Source organism: Amycolatopsis sp. NPDC051106, assembly GCF_040682775.1.
Classification (GTDB): Bacteria; Actinomycetota; Actinomycetes; order Mycobacteriales; family Pseudonocardiaceae; genus Amycolatopsis.
Map to the genome: position 1 here is coordinate 1 of NZ_JBFBBQ010000009.1, position 23,425 is coordinate 23,425.

A 23,425-nucleotide genomic window follows, 5' to 3' on the forward strand; every position below is an offset into this window, starting at 1 on the left:
CGTTGAACGCACCCAAGGCGGCCTTCGGTGCGTTCAACGCAACCAAGGCCACATTGGGGCGCTTGAGGTGACCTAACGCGAAACGGGGTGCCGGGCAGCACGCCCGGCACCCCGTCCGTTACGGGTTTTCGCAGGTCAGCCGGTGAACCGGCCGGCAACCAGACCCTGGGTGGCACTCAAGTCGGCCTTCGCCGCCGTCGGCGCCGGGGGCGTCGGCTGGGGCAGCGGGGCGCACTCGACGTCGGCCGTGCGGCCCGGCTTGCGGGCCGGGAGCGCGCCCGTCGCCAGGTAGTCCGCGATCTTGTTGTCGACGCACGCGTTGCCGCGCGGGGTGATCGCGTGGCTCGTGCCGCCCGGCTCCGCGATCAGCGACGCGCCCGGGAAGCGGCTGCGGACCTCGAGGCTGCCCTCGTACGGCGTCGCCGCGTCGAGGGTCTCGTCGATCATCAGCACGCTCTGCACGCCGCGCCCGTCGATCTTCGCCGGCTTGCCCGCCTTCGCCGGCCAGTACAGGCACGGCGCGTTGAACCAGGCGTTCTGCCAGGTGAAGTACGGCGCCTTGGCGAACGTCTTCCAGTTGTCGCTCTTCCACTGGTTCCAGCTCTGCGGCCACTGCACGTCGGAGCACTGGACGGCCAGGTACACCGCGTAGCCGTTGTCGTCACCGCGGCCGCCGAACGCCTCGAACAGCGACTGCCAGTTCTGCCAGTCACCCTGGTTGACGAACCGCGAAAGCGCGTCGCCCAGGAGCGTCCATCGCAGCTGGTAGTACGACGCCTGCTGGATGACGTCGAGGATCTCGTCCGGGCCGATCACTCCGCCGGCGGGGTTGAACTGCGCCTTGAGCAGCTGCTCGTTGACCACGCGCTGCACCGCGGACTGCGTCTTGCCGAGGTGGTAGACGTCGTCGTGCTGGGCGAGCCAGCCGAACCAGATGAGGATGTTCTTGTCGAACGCGACGTCCTGGTTCAGGTTGTCGCCGTACCAGACACCGCGCGGGTCGACCGTCGAGTCGAGCACCATCCGGCGCACGTTCTGCGGGTACAGCGAGCCGTACACCTGGCCGAGGTAGGTGCCGTAGGAGTAGCCGTAGAAGTTCAGCTGCTTCTGGCCGAGCGCCTTCCGGAGGGAGTCCATGTCCTTGACCGTGTCGGTCGTCTTCATGTTCTCCAGCAGGGCCTTCGAGTTGTTCTTCGCGCACGCGTCGGCGTAGCCCTTGGCGCGGCCGAGCCAGGTCCGCTCGAGCTGCGGGGTCAAGGGCACGTACTGCGGCCGGTCGTAGTCCATGTAGTTCGGGTCGCAGCTCAACGCGGGCTTGCTCGCGCCGACACCGCGCGGGTCGAAGCCGATCCAGTCGTAGGCGTCGCCGGCGTGGTTCGGGACGCGCGGACCGCGCGTCGCCAGCAGCAGGCCCGAGCCGCCGGGACCACCCGGGTTGGTCAGCATGACGCCCTGGTACTGCGCGTCGGCGACCTTGTGCTTGACGCGGCTGACGGCGAGCTGGACCTGCTCGCCGCGGGGCTTCGAGTAGTCGAGCGGCACCCCCAGGTACCCGCATTCGGCGCCGGCGGTGACGAGCGTGGGATCGGTACACGGCCCCCAGGCGATCGTCCCGGCCGCCGGTGCGGGCGCCGCGGACGCGGCCGGCGCGGCCACGAGCGCGGACGCCACCGCGGCGGCGACCACCGCGGCGACGGTCACCACGGAAGAAATGGCACGTCTCACTGTTTTCTCCCTTTCGGCTACGGCTTCGAGCGGCTGAACCCTAGACCCGCCGGCGGCCTCCGGGGACCGCAAACGGGGAGGGTGACCGCGAATGCCCTACGAAAGGCGGAAATCGGATACGCCGGTCCGGCGGTGCCGCCCGGCCGGGCGGCACCGTCCGATGTGGACGGTGCGGCCGGTCCGTGGCCGATCAGGCGTGCCGCTGGACGAACGCCTCGATCAGCTGCTGCCGCTCGGCCGAGGTCGCCCGCTCCAGCTCGACCGTGTCGCCGTCGATCGTCATCGTGATCTTGTGGCGGCCCGCCTGGCGGCCCAGCCACTCGCGCAGCGTCTCGACCAGGCCGGGGAACACGCCGCCCGCCGCGCTGAACGCCACCAGCAGCGAGCCGACCGTCACCGGGTCGGCCGCCTTCGCGCCGTCCGGCAGCTCACCCGGCACCGCCCGCAGCTCGACGTCGAGCTCACCCAGCTCCGCACGCAGGCGCCGGGCGAGCCGGTCGAGCTCCTCCGCGTCGGCGTCCGCCGCTTCGAGGCGAAGCACCGCCCGCCGCGTGTCCGGTTCGGTCATGCGCGCCATGGTGCGCCCCGGAACGAGCGTGGGCAAGGCCCCGATCAGGCACGGATCTCGTTGAGGTAGTTGTAGATCGTGTAGCGCGTGACGTCGAGGCGCCCGGCCAGGTGGTCGACCGCGTCCTTGATGAGGAAATAACCGGCTTCGTCGAGCTCCCGGACCACCGCCGCCTTGTGCCGCTTCTTCATGAGGTCCACCGGGATCCCGGCCTTGGTCACCGCCCGGTCGACGAGGAACCGCTGCAGGCTGTCGACGTCCGGGGGGAAAGTCTCCGGCTCGCCGTTGCCGCCCGCCGATGCCGACGCGTCCACGCTGTTGACGCACAAGCAGCCGACCGCGACCCCGTCCGCGTCGCGCAGGAACAGCGTCGACGAACGGATCGCGCGGCCGTCCGGGCCGTGCGTGCGGTAGTTCGTCAGGTCCTGGGTCGTGCCGCGGCGGACCAGGCCGAGCAGCAGGTCGGTCATCGGCCCGCCGACGCTGCGGCCGGTGAGGTCGCCCGCGATCGCGACGATCGAGTCCGGCAGCCGGCTGAGGTCGTGCAGCAGCACCTCGTTGCCCGGCCCGAGCATCGCGGCGAGCCCCGGGATCGCCGGCACCAGCGCGGTCAGCACCTCGTGCGTGGTCGCGCCGGCCGCCGGGACGGCCAGCGGTTCGCGCGGCTTGGTCAGCGTCTCCAACGCCTCGCGCAGCAGATCCGCGGCCGCCGCCGGGGTCGACGCGTGCGGCGACAACCGGACGTGCTCGGGCCGCACGGTCGCCGCGATCCCGGCGGTGGCCAGCGCCGCGCCGACCTGCTCGGCCGGGTGGCCGGGCAGCGTGAACGCCAGGATTCCCGCGCGCCGTTCGGTCGCCGACACGACCTCGGCGCCGCAGGACGCCAGCACCTCCTCGAAGGACGCGATCCGCTCGGCGATCCGCGCCGCGATGGCGCCGACGCCCGCGTCCTCGACGAGTTCGAGGGCCTCGGCGAACGCGCCGGACGTGATGGGGCTGAGGTTGGAGATGGACCAGGCCTGGGCGGTGGCGTCGGGCGGGTGGATCTCGTCGTCGAACAGGCCCGGGTCGCGGGCGCCGGTCCAGCCGGAGAACACCGGATCCATCCGCTCCAAAGCGCGGTCGGACAGCACCGCGAAGCCGGTCCCCCAGCCCGCGCGCAGCCACTTCTGCCCGCCGACGACCAGGACGTCGGCGACCTCCCACGGTTCCTCGACCACGCCGAAGCCCTGGATGCCGTCGACGACCAGCAGCCGGTCGCCGACGACGTCGCGCAGCGCCGCGAGGTCGGCGCGGAAGCCGGTGCGGAAGTCGACCGCGCTGACGGTGACCGTCGTGATCTCCGGAGTCAGTGCCTCGGCGACCCGCGAAGGCGTCACGTAACCGCCGGTCAGACGCCGTACGCGCAGCCGGCCGGCCTGTTCGGCCCGTGCCCACGGGTAGGTGTTGGCGGGGAACTCGGCGGCCGACACCAGGACGTCACCGCTGCTGTGGAACGCGGCCTGGAACAACCCGAGACTGGTGTTGGGCAGCAGGACGGTGTGGTCGGTGTCCGAGCCGGACAGCCGCGCGGCGGCCGCCTTGGCGCGGATCTCCTGCCGCATCAGCTCGTCCACAGTGGACGGACCGGCCGTGGTGGCCTGGTCGAGCAGGGCGGCCGTCGTGTCGAGCACCGCGTGCGACGGCGGGCCGAACCGGGCGAAGTCGAGGTAGCCGGCGGGCTCGTCGAACTGGAGCAGGTACCGGGGCGAAATCCGCGTCACGCGAGGATCCTCGCCAGGAACTGCCGGGTGCGCTCGTGCTTCGGCGCGCTCAGCACCTCCGACGGCGGCCCGGTCTCGACGACCGCGCCGTCGGCCAGGAACACCACCTCGTCGGCGGCTTCCGCGGCGAAGCTCATCTCGTGCGTCACGACGACCATCGTCATCCCCTCCCCCGCCAACGTACTCATCACTTCCAGCACCTCCCCGACCAGCTCGGGGTCCAGCGCCGACGTCGGCTCGTCGAACAGCATCAGCTTCGGTTTCATCGCCAGCGACCGCGCGATCGCGACGCGCTGCTGCTGCCCGCCGGACAGCTGCGCCGGGTAGGCGTCGCCGCGGTGCCCGAGGCCGACGCGGTCCAGCAGCTCCAGCCCCTGCTTGCGGGCTTCGTCCGGCTTGAGGCCGAGCACCCGGATCGGGCCCTCGACGACGTTCTCCAGCGCCGTCCGGTGCGCGAACAGGTTGAACCGCTGGAACACCATGCCGATGTCCCGGCGCTGGCGGGCGACGTCGCGTTCGCGCAGCTCGTACAGCTTGCCGCCGCGCTGCCGGAAGCCGATCGCCTCGCCGTCGACCCAGATCTGGCCGGCGTCGATCGTCTCGAGGTGGTTGATGCAGCGCAGGAACGTGCTCTTCCCGGCGCCGGACGGGCCGAGCAGGCAGACGACCTGTCCCTTGTGGACTTCGAGGTCGATGCCGCCGAGGACTTCGGTGTGCCCGTAGGACTTCTTGACGCCGACGGCGCGCAGCAGCGGCTCAGACACGGGCACTCCTCACCAGCGGCACGCCGCGCAACGCCTTGCCCGCGCGGGAAAGCGGTCCCCGGTCGGCCTGCCCGAACGAACGTTCCAGGTAGTGCTGGCCGACCCCGGCGACGGTCACCACGACCATGTACCAGACGGCCGCGGCCAGCAGCGTCTCCATGACCAGCAGGTTGTTCGACGAGATGTTGTTGGCCGCGTGGATCAGCTCGGTCACGCCGATCACCGACGCCATCGAGGTGCCCTTGAGCATGTTGATGAAGTCGTTGCCGGTCGGCGGGATGATCACGCGCATCGCCTGCGGCAGCACGACCCGGCGCAGCGTCGCGGCCGGCGTCATGCCGATCGACTTCGCCGCTTCGGTCTGCCCGCTGTCGACGCTGTTCAGCCCGGCCCGGACGATCTCGGCCATGTACGCGCTCTCGTTGAGCGCCAGGCCGAGGAACGCGGCGGTGAACGCGCTGATCAGCACGTTCGTCTGCTCGTGGACCAGGAACGGGATGTCGATGACCGGGAAGACGAGCGCCAGGTTGTACCAGAGGAGGATCTGCAGCAGCACCGGCAGGCCGCGGAAGATCCAGATGTAGCCGGCGGCGAACCACCGGGCGACCGGGTTGGCGCTGCGCCGCAGCAGGGCGATGACGACGCCCAGCACGATCGCGACGCCCTGCGACAGCACGGCCAGCACGACCGTGTTGAGCAGGCCGGTCGCCATCACCTTGAAGAAGACGAAGTCCGGGACCTGGCTCCACGCGATCTGCGCGTTGCCGAGCGCGATGCCCAGCAGCACCAGCAGGGCCAGGATGATCGCGGCGGCGACCCAGCGTCCCCAGTGCCTCAGCCGGACGATGGGCAGCGGTTCAGCCGGGTCAGGAGCCGCCATTGACCGCGGCCTCCTTGATGGCGCCCTGCTCGACACCCCACGCCTGGAGGATCTTGCCGTACGTGCCGTCGCTGATCAGGGCCTGCAGCGCCTTCTGCACGGAGTCGCGCAGCGCCGTGTTGGTCTTGTTGACGCCGATGCCGTACGGCCCGCCCTCGATCGGCTCGCCGGGGACGACCTCGAAGAACTTGCCGTCACCGGCGGTCCGGGAGATGTAGACGGCGCTGGGCAGGTCGTTGAGGATCGCCGCGACGCGGCCGGTGCGCAGCTGGTTCTGGTTCTGGTTGTCGCTGTCGGTCGCGGTGACGGTGACCGCGGGCTTGCCGGCCTGCGTGCACTTGGTGCTCTGCGCCTCGGCGAACTTCTGGTGGCTGGTGCCCTGCACTACGGCGACGTTCTTGCCGCAGAGCGCGTCCGGTCCGGTGATGCTGTCCGGATTGCCCTTGCGGATCATGATCGTGATGCCCGAGGTGAAGTAGTCGACGAAGTCGATCTGCGCCTGGCGGGCCTTGGTGTCGTTCATGCCGGCCATGGTCAGGTCGATGCGGCCGGACTGGAGGCTGGTGATGAGCGAGCCGAACGCCATGTCCTGGTGGGACACGGCGACGCCGAGCTTGGCGGCGATCGCCTTGGCGAGGTCGACCTCGTAGCCGATCGGGGTCTTGCCGTCGGCGGCGTAGAAGTTGTTGGGCGCGGACTGCAGGTTCGACGCCAGGTGCAGGCCCGCTTGCTTGACGTTGTCCGGCAGGGCGGCGTTGAGCTGGGCGTCCTTCTGCACGCCCTGGACGATCGCCGCGGTGTCCGGGATCCCGGACGCGGGCGCGCCGGCGGCCTGCGACGTCCCGCCGGCGCCGTCCGGACCACCACCACAGGCCGTCACGAGGACGGCCAGGCTCGCGAGCAGCACTGCCTGTGCGGCACGGGAACGGGACATAACGGACCTCCACTGTTCGGCTGGCGGGAACGGTACAACTCGTTGTTGAAGAGGTCAACTCCCTGTTGAAATCTGAACCGGTGCTAGCTTGCGCGCATGAGCCTGCGGATCGGCATCCTCGGGGCGGCCCGCATCGCCCCCGCTGCCCTGGTCAAGCCCGCTTCTTCCCACTCCGAAGTGGACGTCGTGGCGATCGCGGCGCGTTCCCTCGAGCGCGCGCAAGCGTTTGCGACCCGGCACGGCATCCCGCGGACGCACTCGTCCTACGAAGCGCTGCTCGCCGATCCGGACATCGACGCGGTGTACAACCCGCTGCCGAACGGCCTGCACGGCCGGTGGACCCGGGCGGCGCTGGAGGCGGGCAAGCACGTGCTGTGCGAGAAGCCGTTCACGGCCAACGCGGCGGAGGCGCGCGAGATCGCCCGGGTGGCCGAAGCTTCCGGCCGCGTCGTGATGGAGGCGTTCCACTACCGCTACCACCCCCTGGCGCTGCGGGTGGAGGAGCTCGTGGCATCGGGCGAACTGGGGACGCTCGAGCGCGTCGAGACGGCGTTGAGCTTCCCGCTGCCGAAGTTCTCGGACATCCGCTACGACTACGCATTGGCGGGCGGCGCGACGATGGACGCGGGCTGCTACGCGGTCCACATGGCCCGGACGTTCGGCGGCGGCGAGACCCCTTCGGTGGTTTCGGCTTCCGCGAAGCTGCGTTCGTCCCGCGTCGACCGGGCTATGACGGCGGAGCTGAAGTTCCCGTCGGGCCACACGGGCCGGGTGGAGTGCTCGATGTGGTCGTCTTCGGTCTTGAAGATCAGCGCGAAGGTGATCGGGTCGCGCGGGTCGATCAGCGTGGTCAACCCGCTGATGCCACAGGCGTACCACCGGTTCTCGGTCCGCATCGGCGACGAGCGGCGCACGGAGAAGTTCCCCCGCCGGGCAACGTACGCGTACCAACTGGACGCGTTCGCGGCGGCAGTCCTGCGAGGCGAACCGGTGAAAACCTCACCGGCCGACGCGATCGAAACGATGACCGTGATCGACGAGATCTACCGCGCCGCGGGACTGCCGCTGCGCGAACCCAGCTGAGCCCGCACGTCGGCGAGGGCGAAGCCGAGCAGGTTGAGACCCCGCCAAGCGCGCGGCTTCTCCGCCCGCGGATCGTCCACCGCGAGACCGATACCCCAGACGCGGTCGACCGGGCTCGCCTCGACCAGCACTCGTTCCCCGGTGCCGGCCAGGTACCGGCGCAGGTCGGGGTTCTGGGCGAACTTGGCGGCGTTCCCGTCGACCACGATGTCGTAGCGGTGAGCCACCCAAGCCTCTTCGTCGAACCCGCGCACCCGGCGGCCGAAGTCCTTGGCCTGCTTCGGGTGCACCGCGGTCAGCACCTGCGCCGCGACCTCTTCGTCGCCGAAGAGCCGCGCCTTGCGCCACATCATGTAGTGCTCGGCGGTGGCGAACCGGACCCCGTCGACCTCGAACGGCGACGGCCACCACTGACTGAAGCACCCGGCACCCACCCCGCCACCACGCGGCGGCCGGTGGCCCCAGAAGTACACGTACTTGAACCGCCGGCCCGCGTCGAGAGCGCGGGTCAGCTCCTCGACACTGCGCGGGCTACCGGTCATGGCGCCAGTCTCACGCACCAGGCCCTCGCCCCGCGCCCCATTTTCCGGCGGCTCCGAAAGCCGTGAATGTCGCATTGAGGGACTCCAAGTCCCTCAATGCGACATTCACGGACTTGCGACCCCCTACGCCGCCACGTAGTTGCCGGACAGGATCAGCAGTACCTGGACCGTGATGCCGGTCCCGTAGTAGTCCGTCGAGTCCGGAGTCCACGACGAGACCGCCGTCCACAGCTTGTCGAGCCACGCCTGGCTGCCCGGGTCCGTCATCGCCGCCACCGCGAACGGGGCGGTGAAGCACGGGTGCTGACCACTCTCGGTCTTCGTGCCCGACAGCGAGTAGCCGCTCTGGATCTTCGCCGGGTCACCGCCCGTCGCGGACTTGATCCACGCGTTCATCTTGCGGACCTGCGCCGCGGCCGCGCTGCCGGAGAACGAGATCGCGTCCGCGCCCAGGCGCCACGGGTCGCGGCAGGCGTTCCAGCTGTACTTGCCGTCGTACGGGCCCTCGAGGAACTCCGCCGGCGCCGGCTTCGGCGTCGAGTTCGTGTTGACGACGAAGTCCGGCAGCAGTCCGGTGTTCGGCGCGTACTGGGACTGCAGCTGGCTCACCGCTGTCTCCGAACGAGTCCGCACCGAGTCCCAGAAGCTGTCGCCGGTCGCCTTCGCGAACGCCCGCAGGTGCCCGGGCATCCAGTCGGACGAGCGCGAGCTGTTCTTGTACTCCGCGTCGTTGCCCCAGTCACCCAGCAGCGTGAACTTCGTGGTGCCGTTGACCTCGGACTTCTTGATCGCGTTGATGATCCGGACGGCCTCGGCCTTGTAGTTGACCGAGCCCGCGCTGCCCCACTTCTGGTCCGCGATCAGGAGGCCGTACGCGATTTCGAGGTCGCCGTCGGTGGCGGAGTCGCTGCCGTTGACGCTCTTGCAGTTCGAATCCTGCTCAGCCGCGTGCAGGTCCTTGTTGTTGACCGACGGGTGGGCCTTCACGAACTTCAGGATCCCGTCGACGATCGAGCGGGCCTGCGTGTCCTTGCCGGCCATCATCGCCGAGATCGTCAGGCCGTAGCCCTCCCCCTCGGCGACGAACGAGTGGTCGGCGTCCTTCGACAGCACCGCGTAGGTGCCGCTGCCGCACTTGGTCGTCAGGAAGTTCTTCTTCCAGAAGTCGTAGTACTTCTGCAGCGCCTGGTCCTGCGTGGCCTGCGAGACGGACGGCCGCAGCGTCCCCGGCACGTACGGGGTACCGGCCGCCGACGCGCTCGCGGGCACGCTCAACAGCCCGGCGGCCAGGGCGGCCGTGGCCACCACCGCCCGGACGATCTTCTTCATGAATCCTCCGACATCGTTGGCTGCGGCGATGGCGGTTCAGAGCGTGACAGACGGTTCAAGACCAGGTCAAGACCGTTAGGAAACTTTCCTTACAATGACCGTGAGTGGCCTCACGACCGTCCGGGCACCCGGACGGACTAGCGTGGCGGACATGATGATCGACCGCGGCGCGGACTTCCGCGCCTTCTGGACCGAGCGCCGCCTGGCCACCCTGACGACGGTCCGGCCGGACGGCACCCCGCACGTCGTCGCGGTCGGCGTGACCGTGGACTTCGACGCCGGGCTCGCCCGCGTCATCACGTTCTCGTCGTCGGTCAAGGCCCGGCTGATCCGCGCCGCCGGCTCCGCCGGCGTCCCGGTCGCGGTCTGCCAGCTCGAAGGCCCGAAGTGGTCCACTTTGGAGGGACGCGCGATCCTGCGCGACGACCCGGACTCGGTGCGGGACGCGGAAAACCGCTACGCCGCGCGCTACCGGCAGCCCAAGCCGAACCCGCAGCGGGTGGTCCTGGAGATCGCGGTGAGCCGGATCCTCGGCAACGCCTGACTCCCCTAACCCCCGGACACGCCGGGGACGGCGGCCCGCCGCTCCAGCCACCGCAAGATCACCTGGTTCGTCTCGGCCGGCTTTTCCTGCTGGATCCAGTGACCGCAGTCCAGGCTCGTCACTTCCACGTCGGGCACGAACTCTTCCAGCCGTGCCGACCTCAGGACCGGGTCACGGTCGCCGTAGACCATGAGCGCGGGCTGCCGGACGACCGGGTCCACGTCGGCCAGCAGGCGCCAGTTGCGGTCGAGGTTCCGGTACCAGTTGATGCTGCTCGTGAAGCCCGTCGACTCGAAGGCGGAGACGAAGACGGCCAGTTCGCGGTCGCTCATGACGGGCTCGCCGAGGGGTGTCTCCGCCCGGGCGAGCTCGATCATCGCCATCCCCGGCCGAGGCGGTTCCGGGGGCTGGTTCTTCCGGAACACGTTGCGCAGGAACCGGGCCGGGTGCCGGTCGAGCACGGCGTCCGCGACGCCCGGCTGCCGGTTGAAGTGGACGAAGTAGAAGTCCCCGCCGAGTACGGCCTCCATGGATTCGATCCAGGGCGTCTCTCCGCGCGCCTGGTAGGGCAGGCTCAGCGCCACCACGCCGTTCACCCGCTTCGGGTGCAGCAAGGTCAGGCCCCAGACGACGAAGGCGCCCCAGTCGTGGCCGACGAAGGTGGCGTCCTCGTAGCCGTAGTGATCGAGGAGTGCGACGAGGTCACCCGACAGGTGCTCGATGTCGTAGTCCGTCACTTCGGCCGGACACGACGAGTTGCCGTAGCCCCGCTGGTTCGGGACGATCACGTGGTAGCCCGCCGCGGCCAGGGCCGGCACTTGGTGGCGCCAGGAAAAGGCGTGCTCCGGCCAGCCGTGACAGAGCACGATGGGCTTTCCCGCGTTCTCCCGGCCCGCTTCGAAGACCTCGAGTTCCACACCGTTGACGGAGACAAGGGTGGGTTCCGGGAAGTCGGTCGGATCGACCATGGCGTTTCCTCTCTGTCGTTCGGCGCGTCCGCGACGGCCGATGCGGTCAGGTCGCCATCGTGCCGACCGAAACAGGTCATCCCGTAACCGGTTTCCTGTGGGAGTGTGGGCGGTGTGCGAGCCGACCGGCTGATGGCCGTCCTTCTGCTGCTGCAACAGCGCGAACAGCTGACGGCAGCCGACGTCGCGCGGGAGCTGGAGGTGTCCGAGCGCACCGCCCGCCGTGACTTCGACGCCCTGGCCATGGCCGGCGTGCCCGTCTACTCGATCCAGGGCCGGGGCGGCGGCTGGCGCCTCGTGGGCGGCGCGCGCACCGACCTGTCCGGGCTGACCGCGGGCGAGGCGCGCGCCCTGTTCCTGGTCGCCGGCCCGGCCTCGGCCGCGACGCCGGCCGTGAAAGCGGCGCTGCGCAAGCTCGTGCGGGCCCTGCCGGAGCCTTTCCGGGGGCCGGCCGAGGCGGCGGCCGCGTCGCTGGTCATGGACCCGCAACGGTGGGGGTCGAGCCGGGTCGAGCACCGGCCGCCGCCTCGCTTCCTCGACGAGCTGCAGGACGCGGTGATCCGCGGTGTCCAGGTGCGGCTCGGCTACGTCGACAGCACCGGCGCCGAAACCGGGAGGACCGTCCACCCGCTGGGCATCGTCGCCAAAGGCCCGTTGTGGTACCTGGTCTGCGGCACCGAAGCGGGCCGGCGGACCTTCCGGATCGACCGCGTGTCGTCCGCCGACCCGACCGGCGATCCCGTGCACCGGCCCGGCGGGTTCGACCTCGCCGAGAGCTGGCGCGAAATCGCCGACGAGGTCGACCGCCGGCGGACGCCCCTCGAGATCCAGGCGACCTGCACGGTCAGCGGGATGGCCCGGCTCCGGATGGTGCTCGGCGACCGGCTCGAGGTCGGCGGCTCCACGACCGACGGCCGCATCGAGGTCGTGATCCGCGGCTACAACGAGTACGCGCTCGCCGGCGAGCTCGCCGGCCTCGTCGAATGGCTCGAGGTGACCGGCCCCGCGGGTGTGCGAGACCGCCTGGCCTCGATCGGCGGCGCACTCGTCGAGCGGTACGGCTGAGACGGCCTTCAGAGGCCTGTACGCCGACCCGCGCGGGCGTGCACCAGCCGCGTGTACTCCGCCAGCAGGGTCGCCAGCTCGCTGTGCTCCCCCGCCGACGCCAGCTGCTGGTGCCCCACCAGCACCGCCATACCCAGGGACGTGAGCGTCCGCGCGAGGTCGCGGTCGCCGACGATGCCCTTGACCGCCCGGCCGACCGTCCGCAGCCGCGCGGAGTCCACGCGCTTCTGCGCCGCTCGCACGGTTTCGTCGTTCGCCGCCCACGCGCGGATGGCGGCCTCGGCTTCGTGCGGCAGCCCGAGCGTCAGGTCCATCAGCGCGGCGAAGTCCGCCGACGGGCCGCCGCTGCCGAAGTTGCGTTCGCGCAGGATGAGCACCTGCCGGTTCTCCCAGTGGTCCAGGAGCTGCTCCACGAAGCCCGGCCAGCCGCCGAAGTGGTGGTAGAACGATCCGCTCGTCACGCCGAGGTCGCGGCACAGCCGGCCGACGTTCAGCTCGGTGAACCCGTGTTCCGCCAGCACGTCCAGCGCGGCCGCGAAGTACGCCTGCCGCCTGACCGGGGGCATCAGACGTTCCGGTCCCGGTCCCGCCAGTACGGTTCGCGCAGCGAGCGCTTGAGGATCTTGCCGGTCGCGTTGCGCGGCAACGCTTCCACGACGTCGACGCTGCGCGGGCACTTGTAGTGGGCCAGGCGCTCGCGGCAGAACTCCATCAGCTTGTCGGCGTCGACCTGGTCCCCGGCGACGACGGCCTTGACCTGCTCGCCCCACCGGTCGTCCGGCACGCCGATCACGGCGACCTCGGCCACGCCGGGGAACTCCGCGACGACGCGCTCGACCTCGGGCGAGTAGACGTTCTCGCCGCCGGTGATGATCATGTCCTTGACGCGGTCCTCGAGGAAGAGGAACCCGCCGTCGTCGAGGCGGCCGACGTCGCCGGTGCGCACCCAGCCGTCCACTATGGTCTCCGCGGTCGCCTCCGGCTTGCCGAGGTAGCCGGCCATCCGCTGCTCGGTGCGGATCCAGACCTCGCCGGTGGCGCTGTCTTCGAGGGTCACCGGGTCGACGATCCGGATGTCCACACCGGACAGTGCGGTGCCCGCCGACGCCAGCCGCTCGGGACGCGAGGCGTCCCGGTGCGCGTCCGGATCGAGCGCGGTGACCGCACCGGACAGCTCGGTCATGCCGTAGACCTGCGCGAACTTGACGTCCGGCCAGGCGGCGAGCACCGTGCGCAGCAACGGGAGCGGCATCGGCGAAGCGCCGTAGCAGAGGTACTTCAGCCGGGAGAACGCCTTGAGCGCGGCCTCGCCGGCCTGCGCGATCCCGGCGACCACGGCGGGCACCAGGAAGGCGTGCGTGATCCCGGCTTGCAACGCCGCGAACAGCGACGCCGCGTCCGGCTCGCGGGTCAGATAGGACGGCTCGCCGTAGAGGAAACCGGAAACGGCGTAGCAGCTGCCGCCGACGTGGAACAGCGGCATCGCGACGAGGTTGACGTCGCCCGGGCCGATCGGGAACGCGGTGCCCGCGGCGAGGCCGTGGGCGATGACGCTGCGGTGCGTGAGCACCGCGCCCTTCGGGAAGCCGGTGGTGCCGCTGGTGTACATGATCAGGACACCGTCGTCTTCGTCGAGCGCGGACCCGGTGTACGGCTCGGCGCCCGTCAGGAACGGCTCGTACTCGTCCTGGTCCCCGCCGACGACGATCACGCGTTCCAGCGCGGGCAGGCGGTCGCGGACCGCGTCGAGGGCGGGCACGAGCTCGGCGCCGACGAAGACCACCTTCGCGCCCGCGTCCGCGAGGACGTACGCCAGTTCGTCGCCGGAAAGCCGCCAGTTGACCACCGCGTTCGCGGCACCGACGCCGGCCGCCGCGAAGGTCGTCTCCAGGCAGGCGGGGTGGTTCTTGTCGACGAAGGCGACCCGGTCGCCGCGGGTGACCCCGGCGCCCGCGAGCGCACCCGACAGCCGGCGGACCCGCTCGTCGAACTCCGCCCAGGTCCAGGACCGGTCGCCGAAGATCAGCGCCGTGTCACCGGATCGTTCGCGCGCCCAATGGGCCAGGAGCTCGCCGAACAGCCGGACCCGGGGGCGGACGTCTTCGGGCATGGCGGTGCTCCTTCGGCCGGCGCTGGACCATAGACCGCTCTATGGTGCGGCGCGGCCCGCCGGGCGTCAATACCGGACAGGGATGACCGGAACGCCCGGTCTGCCCGTTTGTTCTTGCCGTGTCAGGCGCCGAACCGGCGGCGGGCGGTCTCGATGTCCCCGAGGTACCGCTGCGTCCAGCCGCACATCGCGTCGACGGTCGCGCGCAGCCCCTGCCCCGGTTCGGTGAGGGTGTACTCGACCCGCGGCGGCACCGTCGGGTGCACCTCGCGCTCGATGAGCCCGTTGCGCTCCAGCATGCGCAGGTTCTGGGTGAGCATCTTGTGGCTGATGCCCTCGACCGCGTCCCGCACTTCGCTGAAGCGGAGGGTGCCGTCGCCGATCGTCTCGATGATCAGCAACGCCCACTTGTTGGCGACGTCCGAGAAGATCTCGCGCGCGAGGGAATCCGCCCGCGAAAGGTCCGCGTCCTGCTTGGTCACCATCTGGTTCCCCCGTCACCGAAAAGTGCCTTCTTCCGTACCGCCCGGCACTCTCCTACGGTTCCTGGGTAACCACAAGAGACCACGGAGGAAAAGTGGCTGTCACCCTGGTGAATCCCCGCGAGCTGCCCGAGATCGACGTCTACCACCAGGTGTCGATCGCGTCCGGGACGAAGCTGGTGTTCGTCGCCGGGCAGGTCGCCTGGGACACCGAACCCGACCTCGCCGCGCAGGTCGAGCAGTGCTACGTCAACGTCGGCGCGGCCCTGGCCGCGGCCGGCGGTTCGTTCGACGACGTCGTGAAACTGACCTGCTACGTCGTCGACTGGACGCCGGACAAGATGCCCGCGCTCCTCGACGGGATCGCCCGGGGCAGCACGAAACTGGGGACCACCGCGAAACCGCCCGCCAGCCTCATCGGCGTGGCCGCGCTCGACGTCCCCGAGCACCTCGTCGAGGTCGAAGTCACCGCGGTGCTCTAGGCGAACAGCGAGAGCAGCCCCTCGGTCGAGCGCACCACGACGTGGGCCGCGGTGCGTTCGGCGTGGGGCCGGTCCGGCCGTTCCGCCTCGTGCCGCCAGCGCCGCAGCGCGTCCAGGCCCGCGTCGTAGATGTCGCCCGGGTCCGCGTCCGGTTCCAGGTTCAGGCGGTCGGCCGGGGACGTGCCCTGGGCCCCCAGCAACCTGACCGCCTCCCCCGCCGGCTCGCCGGACAGCGCCGTGCGGCCGCCGCGGATGTCGGCGATCAGGCGCAGCTCGCGGAAGTCGTGCGCGGCCGCCGCGAACCGCTCCACCCGGGACACCAGCCGGTCGCCGCCCGGGCGGGGCTGCGCCGCCAGCAGCGCCTCCAGCCGGATGATCGCCGTGCGGGCCTTCAACGCCTCGGCCCGCGCCACGATGCACCCGGCGAGGGTGTCCCGCAGCTCGCCGAGACCGCTGCGGCGGAGCAGCTCCGCCGACAGCTTGACGCGGTCGTCGCAGCCCGTGCGGATCAGCGTCAGCGCCAGGCGGACGCCGAACATCCCGAACCGCACGACCAGCGACCGCCGCGTCTCGACCGGGATCGGGCCGGGGAACGCGGGATCCGTGAACGAATCCACCGAAAGCACGTGCCGTTCCAGCTCTTCGCGCGGCACTGCGGCGAAGGCCGCCAGGAGGTCGAACTCGTCGTCGCGCAGGGACCGGCCGCCGTAGGCCAGCTGCCCGGCGACGGCGATGACGCCCAGGAAACCCGTGCACAGCGGGTCTTCGCGCCAAGCCCGGCGGGCGAGCTGCTTCGCGGTCAGCAACGCGTCGATGCGGCCCGCGCCGACCTCGTCGGCCCGCGACAGCACCAGGACCGAGTTGACCGCGCTCTGCCGCGCGAACGCCGAGCCACCCGGCGGATGAGCCGCCGAGAGCTCGTCCGGTTCGAGGTGGCGCACGAGCCGGACCGTCGCGTCCGGGAGGTCGTCGGCCGGGCCGGGATCGTCCAGCAGGACGAGGTCGCGCAGTGCGCGCGTCGGCCATTCGCCCAGCGCGGCGGCGAGCGTCGTCTTGCCCGACGACGGCGCCCCGGTGAACCCGACGCGCAGCGGCTGCTCCAGCCGGTTCAAGCAATCGTGCAAGACCGCCGAAGCACGCGGGTCGTCGCGGTAGAGGCCCGCCGCGGCGTGCAGCAGGTCGCGGACATCCTGCGTCACGCCGAAAGCTCCCTCGGCTTCCGCCCGGCGATCGTGCCGAGCTCGCCCGCGCGCTGGTGCAGCCCGGCCAGGCGGTCGATCTCCCGGCGGATGTGCCCGGTCTTGCGCTCGCGCTCGGCGGTGCCGGCCACGATCATCTCGCGCTCGCGCGTCAGCTCGTCCGCCAGGTCCTCGGCCAGTCCGGTGAAGTGGTCGCGCAGCCGCCGCTGGACGATGCGGATCCCGTCGCGGAACTCCTTGCTGTAGCGCAGGAAGACGTCGTCGACGTGGCGTTGCGCGGCCTGCTTGGCGACGGCCTGCCGCCGCTGCAGCCGCATCCCGCCCTCGTCGCGGATCGTCTTCACCGCGAACGCCGCGCCGGCGCTGAGCGACACGGGGTTGATCAGCGGCAGGCCCAGCCACGGCAGGCTGGTGACCAGGCCGAACATCAGCACCCCGCCGTACGAGCCGCGCAGGCCGGTGAAGGCCTGCTGGCCGATCTTGAACTTCTCGATCTTCGGGCGCCGGACGTCGTCGAGGCGGTCGATGCCGGAACCGTCGAGCGGCAGTTCGGGCAGCGCGCGGTCGTACTGGGCGCCGAAGCACGCCGCGACCGCCTGCGCGGTCCACTGCGCCCGCTCGGCCAGCCACGCGTAGTTCGTTTCGACGGCATCGGCCAGGGTCTCGTCCAGCCACGACGCGAACTCGTCCCACACCTTGGCCGGGTCGCCCTCGTCGAAGGTCTGGTCGATGGTGGTGACGATCTTGCGCGTCCGCTCGCGCAGGTCGTACTCGACGTCACCGAGCAGGTCGGTGATCTCGTCGGAAAGCAGGTTCTGCCACCGGGTGTTCTGCCGCCGCAGGTCGTCGGCACGGCGTTGCGCGCGCTGCAGCAACGCGGCCTGCCCGAGCCCGGCGTCTTGGGCGGCGGTATCGACGCGGTCGCGCAGCGACTCCACGAGCTCCGCCGCCGCGGCACGCACGCCGACGGCGGCGAGCAGGGCGCGCGACTGCTCCGGCGGCCGCGCGGCCTGCTCGGCGATCCACGTGAGCAGTTCGGGAAAGCCCGACCGCGTGTTCAGCTCGGCGTCCCCGGTCTTCGCGGCGGCTTGGCGCACGACGGCCGAAACCGGCAGCACGGGCGCGTCGATCCCCGCTTCGGCGAGCATCCCGCGGTCGCGTTCGGCCACCGCGCGCCACCCGGGGGAAGCGTCGATCTTGGTGAGCGCCAGCACGACGTGCGGGCACCAGGTGCGGACGTGCCGGGCCAGCGCGAGCTCGGCGGCGCTGAGCGGCGCGGTCGCGTCGGAGACGAGGATCACGGCGTCGGCGTCGGCGAGCAGGTCGAGCGCGGCGGCGGTGCGCGGCGACCGCGGGTCGCCGACCGGCGGGGTGTCCACGAGGACGAGCCCGGCGGAGAGGAGTTCGCGCGGCACGCCTACCTCGACGCGGCTGAGCGTGCCGGCGGGCCGGGCGCCGAGCTCACCGGTGAGCCGGTCGACCGCGACGGGAGTCCGTTCGAGGGAGCGGCCGACCAGGGTGGCGGCGGGCTCGGGGGCGTAGCCGATTTCGGTGGGGACTTCGGGGGTCGGGGCGTCGCCGACCGCGCACACGGGCGCGTTCAGCACCGCGTTGAGCAGGTATCCTTTGCCCTGTTTGGGGAATCCGAGCACGCCGAGCCGGATCTGCCCCTCGGGGGCGTCACGACGTCTGCGGAGGCGCTCGGCGAGGTCGGCGCGGCCGTGCGTGCGGCACGCGTCCAACGTCTCGTTGAGCACTTCGAGCCAAGCCGGTGCGGTCACAGCGGACGAGTGTCCCCGGTTTACTCCCCGTGCGCACACCGGGTGCCCGTCCCGCGGCTGCACCCAGACCGCGGGACGGGCACCGGTAACCGGTTCGGGGATCAGTGCCCGAGGTGGATGTCGTTGTGACCGAGGTCGCCGACGTGGATGTTGCCCAGCGCGTTGTGGCTGAGGTTGTCGGTGACGCCCGAAACGACGTCGTGCACAGCGTCGACACCGTTGTTGCTGGCGATGTCGCCGACCGCGTTGTGGTCGACGCCGACCGCGCCCGTCACCGTGGTGACGGTGTTGTGGGTGATGTCGCCGACGGTGTTCTGGACAGCGCTGGTCAGGTCGCCGCCGACGTGCTTGACGTCGAGGTCGCCGACGTGCTTCAGCGTGCTGCCGAGGTCACCGACGTGGCTGGTGACGTCGCCGGCGGCGGTGCCGGTGACCGCACCGGCGAAGTCGCCGGTGCCGACGGTGGAGACCGCGTTGGTGACCGTGTGGCCGACCTCGCCGACCACGTTGTGGCCGTCGACCGCACCCGTGACCGCGCCGGTGACGGCGTTGCCGAGACCGCCGACCGAGCCCGCGTCGATGCTCTGCGCGAGGTCGCCGCCGAGGCCGAACGAGTTGGTGACGTCGCTCGCGATCGTGGTGACGCTGGCGGCGTTGTTGGTGATGTCGGTCACGCTGGAGAGCGGGTGGCCGAGGCCGCCCACCGCCGGCAGGCCGAGGTCGCCCACGCCCGGCAGCACGCCGCCGAGGTCGCCGACACCCGGGAGCTCCGGGACGGCCGGCAGGCCGAGGCCCGCGGTGAGGGCGGTGAGCTGGTCGATCGCACCCTGGATGCCGGAGGCGTCGGTGCCGACCGAGGTCAGGTCGCCGACGACGGGCAGGGCGCCGACGGCCGGGAGGCTGTCGACCGGGACGAAGTCGAGCACCAGCGGGATGACCTCGTGCACGTCGGCGGCGCTGACGTCGCCGAGACCGGCGGCAGCGAGGGCGCCCTGCGGGTCCGTCCCGAACGCCGCGAGGGCGGTCGGGTCGTTGAGCAGGTTCAGCGCGAAATCGTGCAACGTCTGCACGGAGTCCATGGGGTTTTCTCCTGATCCGGTGATTCGGGGGACGGCATCGGCCGCAAGGACCGCTGCTCCGTCATCAAGCTAGGGAGCCGGTCCCCCCACGCACATCGGGGATCACTCCGAGTTGCGGGTCAGTCAGCCGATAGGGGATCGATATGTCATCGTTAGGGAGTTAGGGGCTCATCCGAGACGCGCTCAGTTGGGTTAAATCCCTCCAGACCCTTGATTGACTAACCCGTCTGGGTGAGGATGCCCCGAGCCCTAGGGGGATTCGGTGCCCCCGATCGGCCCCCGCGAGGTGAGGAGGAAGCGCCGTTGCCCTACGTCCTCGGGATCGACGTGGCACAAGGGCGGACCCACGCCGCGACCTGCCGCCGTCTCGGCCCCGGCTGGGGCGAACCCGAACCGCTCTGGCTGGGTGACCGGACCCCGGCCGCCGCGTCCGCGCTGTTCCTGGACGACGAGGGGTACCTGCTCACCGGCGACGCGGCCGCGCAGGCGGGCGCCCGGGTCCCGTCCCGGCTGCTCACCGGCTTCCACCGGCGGATCGGCGACGACGTCCCGATGCTCGTCGAAGGCGAGGCGTTCCCGCCCGAGACGCTGACCACCGTGCTCGTCGAAAGCATCGCCGAGCACGCCGCGAACCAGTTCGGCGGCGCCCCGCAGCACCTGGTGCTGACCCACCCCGGCGACTGGGGCGGCTACCGCCGTGACGTGCTGCGCCGCGCCCTGGCCGACGCCGGGTTCACCGCGGTCACGCTGGTTCCCGGCTCGATCGCCGCACTCGGCGCGCACCTGCCCGTCCCCGGCCCCGGCGCCACCGCGGCCGGGGTCTGCGAGTTCGGCGCCGACGGCGTGAACGTCACGCTGGCCACGGCGACCGGCGCGAGCGGCTGGCAGCCGGCCGCGAGCGCCGAAGGCGTGGCCCCGGCCGCGGCACTCAGCACGCTCTTCGCCCTCGCGAGCGCGGCGTCGACGTCCCCCAAGGGACTCGCCGGCGTGGTGTTCTGCGGCGACGTCCCGCCGCACGCGCTGCCGGCCCGGCCGCCGTGCCCGGTGTTCGCGGGACCGGTTCCGCCGGCGACCACCGCCCTCGGCGCGGCCGCCGTCGCGGCGCTGCGCGTGGACCACCGGGGTGCCCCGCACGAACCCCCCACCGTCGAGACCACCCTGCTCCCCCAGGTGGACACGCTCGGTGACCTCGGCGAGCGCCCGCCCCGGCCGCCCGTCGACATCACGCCGTTCGAGCTGCCCGAAAAGAGCAGCCCGATGAACCTGTTCCGGCGGCGCCGCCCCCTCGCCGCCGCGGTCCTCGTGCTCGCCGCGGCCCTCTCGGCCGTCGTCATCACCGTCACCGCCCGCGAAGCCACCGCCGGCCCCGACTCCTCCTCCCCCGCCCCGAGCCACTGCGCCCCTTCCGGTGAAGGTCACTGTTGAACACTCTGCTTTCGCAGGCTTCCCCGTCTCGCACCGTCCCGGTGCACCCGGCGGCACGGCAGCTGCTGGACCAGGTCACGGCCGACCCGGCCGCGCCGCTGCGGCTGGCCGTCGTCGCGCCCGGCGGGTACGGCAAGAGCGTGCTGCTCGCCGCGCTCGACCGCTGCTACCGCGCGGCCGGCGTCGAGGCCCTGCTGGTCGACGACGCCGACCGGCTCGGTGCCGACCAGCTCGAGGAGCTGCTGACCGGCGCGGACGGGCCGATCGTCGTCGCGCACCGGCCGGCCGCGGTGTCGTCGAGCTGGACGCTGCTGCAGCTCGGCCCCCTGGGTGTCGAGGACATCGCCCGGCTGGTTTCGGCGGTGACGGGATCGCCCGCCGAGCCCGCGGCGGCGGCCGAGCTGCACGCGCGCAGCGGCGGGGTGCCACGGCTGGCCGAGCGGGAGCTGCTCGGGCGGATGGAGGACTTCCGGCCGGAGCTGGATGAGCTCGACGACGACGTCCTGCGCTACCTGATCGCGGCCGAAGCCGGGGCGGGGCGCAACCTCGACCTGCTGTGCGCGTTGCTCGACCGCACCCCCGACCAGCTGCCGGCGATCGTCGACGCCGCCCGCGCGACCGGGCTCCTCGGCCCGGACGACGCGCTGCTGCCGCTGGCCGCGGCCGCGGTCCGGGATTTCGGGCCGCCCGCGCGCCGGCTGACGACGGTACAGCGGCTCGTCGAGCTGCAGCTGGCGAACGGCCTCCCGGTGCTCGACCTGGCGCGCTCGCTGCTGGGCACGGGCAGCTCCGGCGCGTCCGCAGCGGCGGCGTTCGCCGCGGCGGCAGCGGAAGCCCTCCCGGCCGACGCACGGCTGGCGACCCGGCTGTTCGAGGCCGCGGCCGAAGCGGGCGACCGTTCCCCGGCGGTCACGGCGGGCTGGGCCCGCGCGACGGCGTTGTCGGGCGACCTCGACACGGCGCTGCGCCTCGGCGACGGAATGCTCGGCGCGGCCGACCCCGAAACCCGCGCGGCCGGGGCGGCGATCGCGGCCACGGTGCTGGCGCATCGGGGCGAGCTGGCGCGTAGTGCGGAGCTGTACCACTGGGCTTCGCGCAGCGCGGAGACTTTCGGCCTCCCCGGTGGGGCCGGGCTCCCTGGCGCCGGGCACCCTGGCGGCGCCGGGCACTCTGGCGGTGCGGGGCACCCTGGCAGCGCCGCGGACCCCGCGGGCGCCGGACTTTCCGGCAGCGCCGGGCACCACTCGGGGTCGGGGCTTTCCGCGGGCGCCGGGCTCCCGGGCAGCACCGGATTCCCCACCGGCACCAGGCTCCTCGGCGCGGGCACCTGGGCGGGCGCCGACGCGTTCGCCGCGATCGCGCTGGTCGGCACCGGCGACGTCGACGGCGCCCGGCGGCTCCTCGACGCCCCGGCGCCCGGCGTCGCCCCGACGTTGTTCGCCGGCGCGGCCACCCGGATGGCCCGCGGCATCGCCGATTCGGTGTCCGGCTGCGCGACGGAGACGTTGTCGACCCTGCTCGGCGCGGCGGCGATGCTCGAGCCGGCGCTGGGCGGCACGCTGCTGCCGGACAGCCCGGCGGCGCTGGCAGCGCTCGCCGCGCTCCACACGGGAGAGCTGGCGCTGGCGGAGCCGGTCCTGACCCGGGCGCTGGACGGCGGAATCGGCGGCGACCTGCTGTCGGCGCGGCACCGCCTGCTGCTGGGCTGGGTCGCGATGACGGCGGGCGACCTCGCGACGGCCGCCGAACACCGCGACGCCGTCGCCGGCCGCACGCTGGAGGCCCGCGACGAGCTGTTCTTCGCGACCCTGGAGCTCGGCTTGGCGCGCCGGGCCAGCGATCTGGTGGGGTTGCAGCGGTCGTGGCACCGCGCGTACCAGGCGTCGATGCGGCAGCAGACGGACCTGTTCACCCTGTTGCCGCTGGGCGAGCTGGCGATCGCGGCCGCCCGCACGGGTGCGTTCGCGAAGATTTCGGGTCAGCTGGAACGAGCCCACGCACTGCTGGCGCGTCTCGGCGAACCTCCACTGTGGACGGTATCGCTGGTGTGGCACGAGCTCCACGCGGCGATCACCCTGGAGGACGCGGACGCGGCGAAGGCGCACCTGGCGACGTTGGCGACGCACGCCCACTGCGGCCGTCACCCGAGCGCGCTCGCCACGGCGGCCCGCTGCTGGCTGTCGGTCCTGAGCGGAACGTTCGACCCGGACACGATCGCGGCGGCGGCGGCCGAGATGCACGACCTGGGCCTGCGCTGGGACGCGGCCCGCCTGGCCGGCCAGGCGGCGATCCGCACGTCCGACCGCAAGGCGATGGTCCAGCTGCTGGAGGCGGCCCGCCAGTTCCAGGGAACGGCGGCCCGCCGCGAGCCGGGAACCTCGGAGCCGGCGGCGGCCGGAACGGGCTTGGCGGCCTTGAGTGAGCGAGAGCTCGAGGTGGCCCGGCTGATCGTCGAGGGGCTGACGTACAAGCAGGCGGGTTCGAAGCTGTTCATTTCCGGGAAGACGGTGGAGCACCACATGGCCCGGATCAGGGGAAAGCTGGGAGCGGCGGACCGCAGGGAGCTGCTCGCGACGTTGAGGGAGCTGCTTTCCCGCCCGGACGCCCCCTGAGCGGCAGCCCCCTAGAGCAGCCCCCGCCCTCTCCGGGGGTCCGGCCCCGTCTCCAGTGTATCGGGGGTGGGCGACGAAACCTGCGGATGA

21 protein-coding genes are annotated in these 23,425 nt (G+C 71.9%); 6 read left to right on the forward strand and 15 right to left on the reverse strand.

Translation table 11 applies throughout. The features are described 5' to 3' along the window. Nucleotides 1-135 precede the first annotated feature (135 nt). From AB0M83_RS09805 to AB0M83_RS09830, 6 genes are all read right to left on the reverse strand, one after another. Complete coding sequence (locus AB0M83_RS09805; protein ID WP_364515412.1) at nt 136-1,686, reverse strand: alpha/beta hydrolase; 1,551 nt, start codon at nt 1,684-1,686, stop codon at nt 136-138. 229 nt (nt 1,687-1,915) lie between these two features. Continuing rightward, nucleotides 1,916-2,293 carry a hypothetical protein gene (locus AB0M83_RS09810; protein ID WP_364515070.1) on the reverse strand — a complete coding sequence of 126 codons (378 nt, stop codon included), beginning with the start codon at nt 2,291-2,293 and terminating at the stop codon, nt 1,916-1,918. A gap of 44 nt (nt 2,294-2,337) precedes the next feature. Next, nucleotides 2,338-4,056: an aminotransferase class V-fold PLP-dependent enzyme gene (locus tag AB0M83_RS09815; RefSeq protein ID WP_364515073.1), complete on the reverse strand. Its 1,719-nt coding sequence runs from the start codon at nt 4,054-4,056 to the stop codon at nt 2,338-2,340. Beyond that, a complete protein-coding gene (locus AB0M83_RS09820; RefSeq protein WP_364515076.1) occupies nt 4,053-4,820 on the reverse strand; it encodes an amino acid ABC transporter ATP-binding protein in 768 nt (255 codons plus the stop codon). The genes AB0M83_RS09815 and AB0M83_RS09820 overlap by 4 nt, the downstream gene beginning before the upstream one ends. Further along, a complete protein-coding gene (locus AB0M83_RS09825; protein WP_364515079.1) occupies nt 4,813-5,700 on the reverse strand; it encodes an amino acid ABC transporter permease in 888 nt (295 codons plus the stop codon). Before AB0M83_RS09825 ends, AB0M83_RS09820 begins: the two co-directional genes overlap by 8 nt. Then, the gene (locus AB0M83_RS09830; RefSeq protein ID WP_364515082.1) at nt 5,687-6,634 is read right to left on the reverse strand and encodes an ABC transporter substrate-binding protein; all 948 of its coding nucleotides are present in this window, start codon (nt 6,632-6,634) and stop codon (nt 5,687-5,689) included. The genes AB0M83_RS09825 and AB0M83_RS09830 overlap by 14 nt, the downstream gene beginning before the upstream one ends. A gap of 96 nt (nt 6,635-6,730) precedes the next feature. Here AB0M83_RS09830 and AB0M83_RS09835 point away from each other — a divergent pair, with 96 nt between their 5' ends. Next, nucleotides 6,731-7,717: a Gfo/Idh/MocA family oxidoreductase gene (locus AB0M83_RS09835; protein WP_364515085.1), complete on the forward strand. Its 987-nt coding sequence runs from the start codon at nt 6,731-6,733 to the stop codon at nt 7,715-7,717. Here the strand turns inward: AB0M83_RS09835 and AB0M83_RS09840 are convergent. Both AB0M83_RS09840 and AB0M83_RS09845 read right to left on the reverse strand, forming a co-directional pair. Further along, nucleotides 7,678-8,259 carry an NADAR family protein gene (locus AB0M83_RS09840; RefSeq protein ID WP_364515088.1) on the reverse strand — a complete coding sequence of 194 codons (582 nt, stop codon included), beginning with the start codon at nt 8,257-8,259 and terminating at the stop codon, nt 7,678-7,680. The two genes, AB0M83_RS09835 and AB0M83_RS09840, sit on opposite strands and share 40 nt — an antisense overlap. A 123-nt stretch (nt 8,260-8,382) precedes the next feature. Further along, complete coding sequence (locus tag AB0M83_RS09845; RefSeq protein WP_364515091.1) at nt 8,383-9,588, reverse strand: glycosyl hydrolase family 8; 1,206 nt, start codon at nt 9,586-9,588, stop codon at nt 8,383-8,385. A 151-nt stretch (nt 9,589-9,739) separates the two neighbouring features. Here AB0M83_RS09845 and AB0M83_RS09850 point away from each other — a divergent pair, with 151 nt between their 5' ends. Next, on the forward strand, nt 9,740-10,132 hold the full coding sequence (locus AB0M83_RS09850) for a TIGR03618 family F420-dependent PPOX class oxidoreductase (RefSeq protein ID WP_364515093.1): 393 nt from the start codon (nt 9,740-9,742) through the stop codon (nt 10,130-10,132). A 5-nt stretch (nt 10,133-10,137) separates the two neighbouring features. Here AB0M83_RS09850 and AB0M83_RS09855 read toward each other — a convergent pair whose 3' ends face one another. Next, on the reverse strand, nt 10,138-11,100 hold the full coding sequence (locus AB0M83_RS09855; RefSeq protein ID WP_364515096.1) for an alpha/beta hydrolase: 963 nt from the start codon (nt 11,098-11,100) through the stop codon (nt 10,138-10,140). 114 nt (nt 11,101-11,214) lie between these two features. Between AB0M83_RS09855 and AB0M83_RS09860 the strand changes: the two genes are divergently transcribed. After that, entirely contained in the window at nt 11,215-12,165 is a 951-nt protein-coding gene (locus AB0M83_RS09860; RefSeq protein WP_364515098.1) for a WYL domain-containing protein, read from the forward strand. A gap of 8 nt (nt 12,166-12,173) precedes the next feature. On the opposite strand, the gene AB0M83_RS09865 is transcribed toward AB0M83_RS09860, so the two are convergent. From AB0M83_RS09865 to AB0M83_RS09875, 3 genes are all read right to left on the reverse strand, one after another. After that, nucleotides 12,174-12,731, reverse strand: coding sequence for a TetR/AcrR family transcriptional regulator (locus tag AB0M83_RS09865; RefSeq protein ID WP_364515101.1), 558 nt, complete (start codon nt 12,729-12,731; stop codon nt 12,174-12,176). After that, complete coding sequence (locus AB0M83_RS09870) at nt 12,731-14,275, reverse strand: long-chain fatty acid--CoA ligase (RefSeq protein ID WP_364515104.1); 1,545 nt, start codon at nt 14,273-14,275, stop codon at nt 12,731-12,733. The genes AB0M83_RS09865 and AB0M83_RS09870 overlap by 1 nt, the downstream gene beginning before the upstream one ends. Nucleotides 14,276-14,397: 122 nt before the next feature. Continuing rightward, entirely contained in the window at nt 14,398-14,760 is a 363-nt protein-coding gene (locus AB0M83_RS09875) for a helix-turn-helix domain-containing protein (RefSeq protein ID WP_364515107.1), read from the reverse strand. 92 nt (nt 14,761-14,852) lie between these two features. Between AB0M83_RS09875 and AB0M83_RS09880 the strand changes: the two genes are divergently transcribed. Then, the gene (locus AB0M83_RS09880; RefSeq protein ID WP_364515110.1) at nt 14,853-15,239 is read left to right on the forward strand and encodes a RidA family protein; all 387 of its coding nucleotides are present in this window, start codon (nt 14,853-14,855) and stop codon (nt 15,237-15,239) included. Here the strand turns inward: AB0M83_RS09880 and AB0M83_RS09885 are convergent. The 3 genes from AB0M83_RS09885 to AB0M83_RS09895 all read right to left on the reverse strand — a co-directional run bounded on the left by AB0M83_RS09885 (nt 15,236) and on the right by AB0M83_RS09895 (nt 19,298). Continuing rightward, nucleotides 15,236-16,438, reverse strand: coding sequence for a GTPase (locus AB0M83_RS09885; protein WP_364515113.1), 1,203 nt, complete (start codon nt 16,436-16,438; stop codon nt 15,236-15,238). The genes AB0M83_RS09880 and AB0M83_RS09885 overlap by 4 nt on opposite strands. After that, nucleotides 16,435-18,219 (reverse strand): isoniazid inducible protein IniA, encoded by a 1,785-nt coding sequence (locus tag AB0M83_RS09890; RefSeq protein WP_364515116.1) that lies wholly within the window; start codon nt 18,217-18,219, stop codon nt 16,435-16,437. The genes AB0M83_RS09885 and AB0M83_RS09890 overlap by 4 nt, the downstream gene beginning before the upstream one ends. 101 nt (nt 18,220-18,320) lie before the next feature. After that, nucleotides 18,321-19,298: an IniB N-terminal domain-containing protein gene (locus AB0M83_RS09895; protein WP_364515119.1), complete on the reverse strand. Its 978-nt coding sequence runs from the start codon at nt 19,296-19,298 to the stop codon at nt 18,321-18,323. A 303-nt stretch (nt 19,299-19,601) separates the two neighbouring features. On the opposite strand from AB0M83_RS09895, the gene AB0M83_RS09900 reads away from it, so the two are divergent. Both AB0M83_RS09900 and AB0M83_RS09905 read left to right on the forward strand, forming a co-directional pair. Further along, nucleotides 19,602-20,723: a molecular chaperone DnaK gene (locus tag AB0M83_RS09900; protein ID WP_364515122.1), complete on the forward strand. Its 1,122-nt coding sequence runs from the start codon at nt 19,602-19,604 to the stop codon at nt 20,721-20,723. Further along, nucleotides 20,720-23,335 (forward strand): LuxR C-terminal-related transcriptional regulator, encoded by a 2,616-nt coding sequence (locus AB0M83_RS09905; protein WP_364515125.1) that lies wholly within the window; start codon nt 20,720-20,722, stop codon nt 23,333-23,335. The genes AB0M83_RS09900 and AB0M83_RS09905 overlap by 4 nt, the downstream gene beginning before the upstream one ends. Nucleotides 23,336-23,425: the final 90 nt, after the last annotated feature.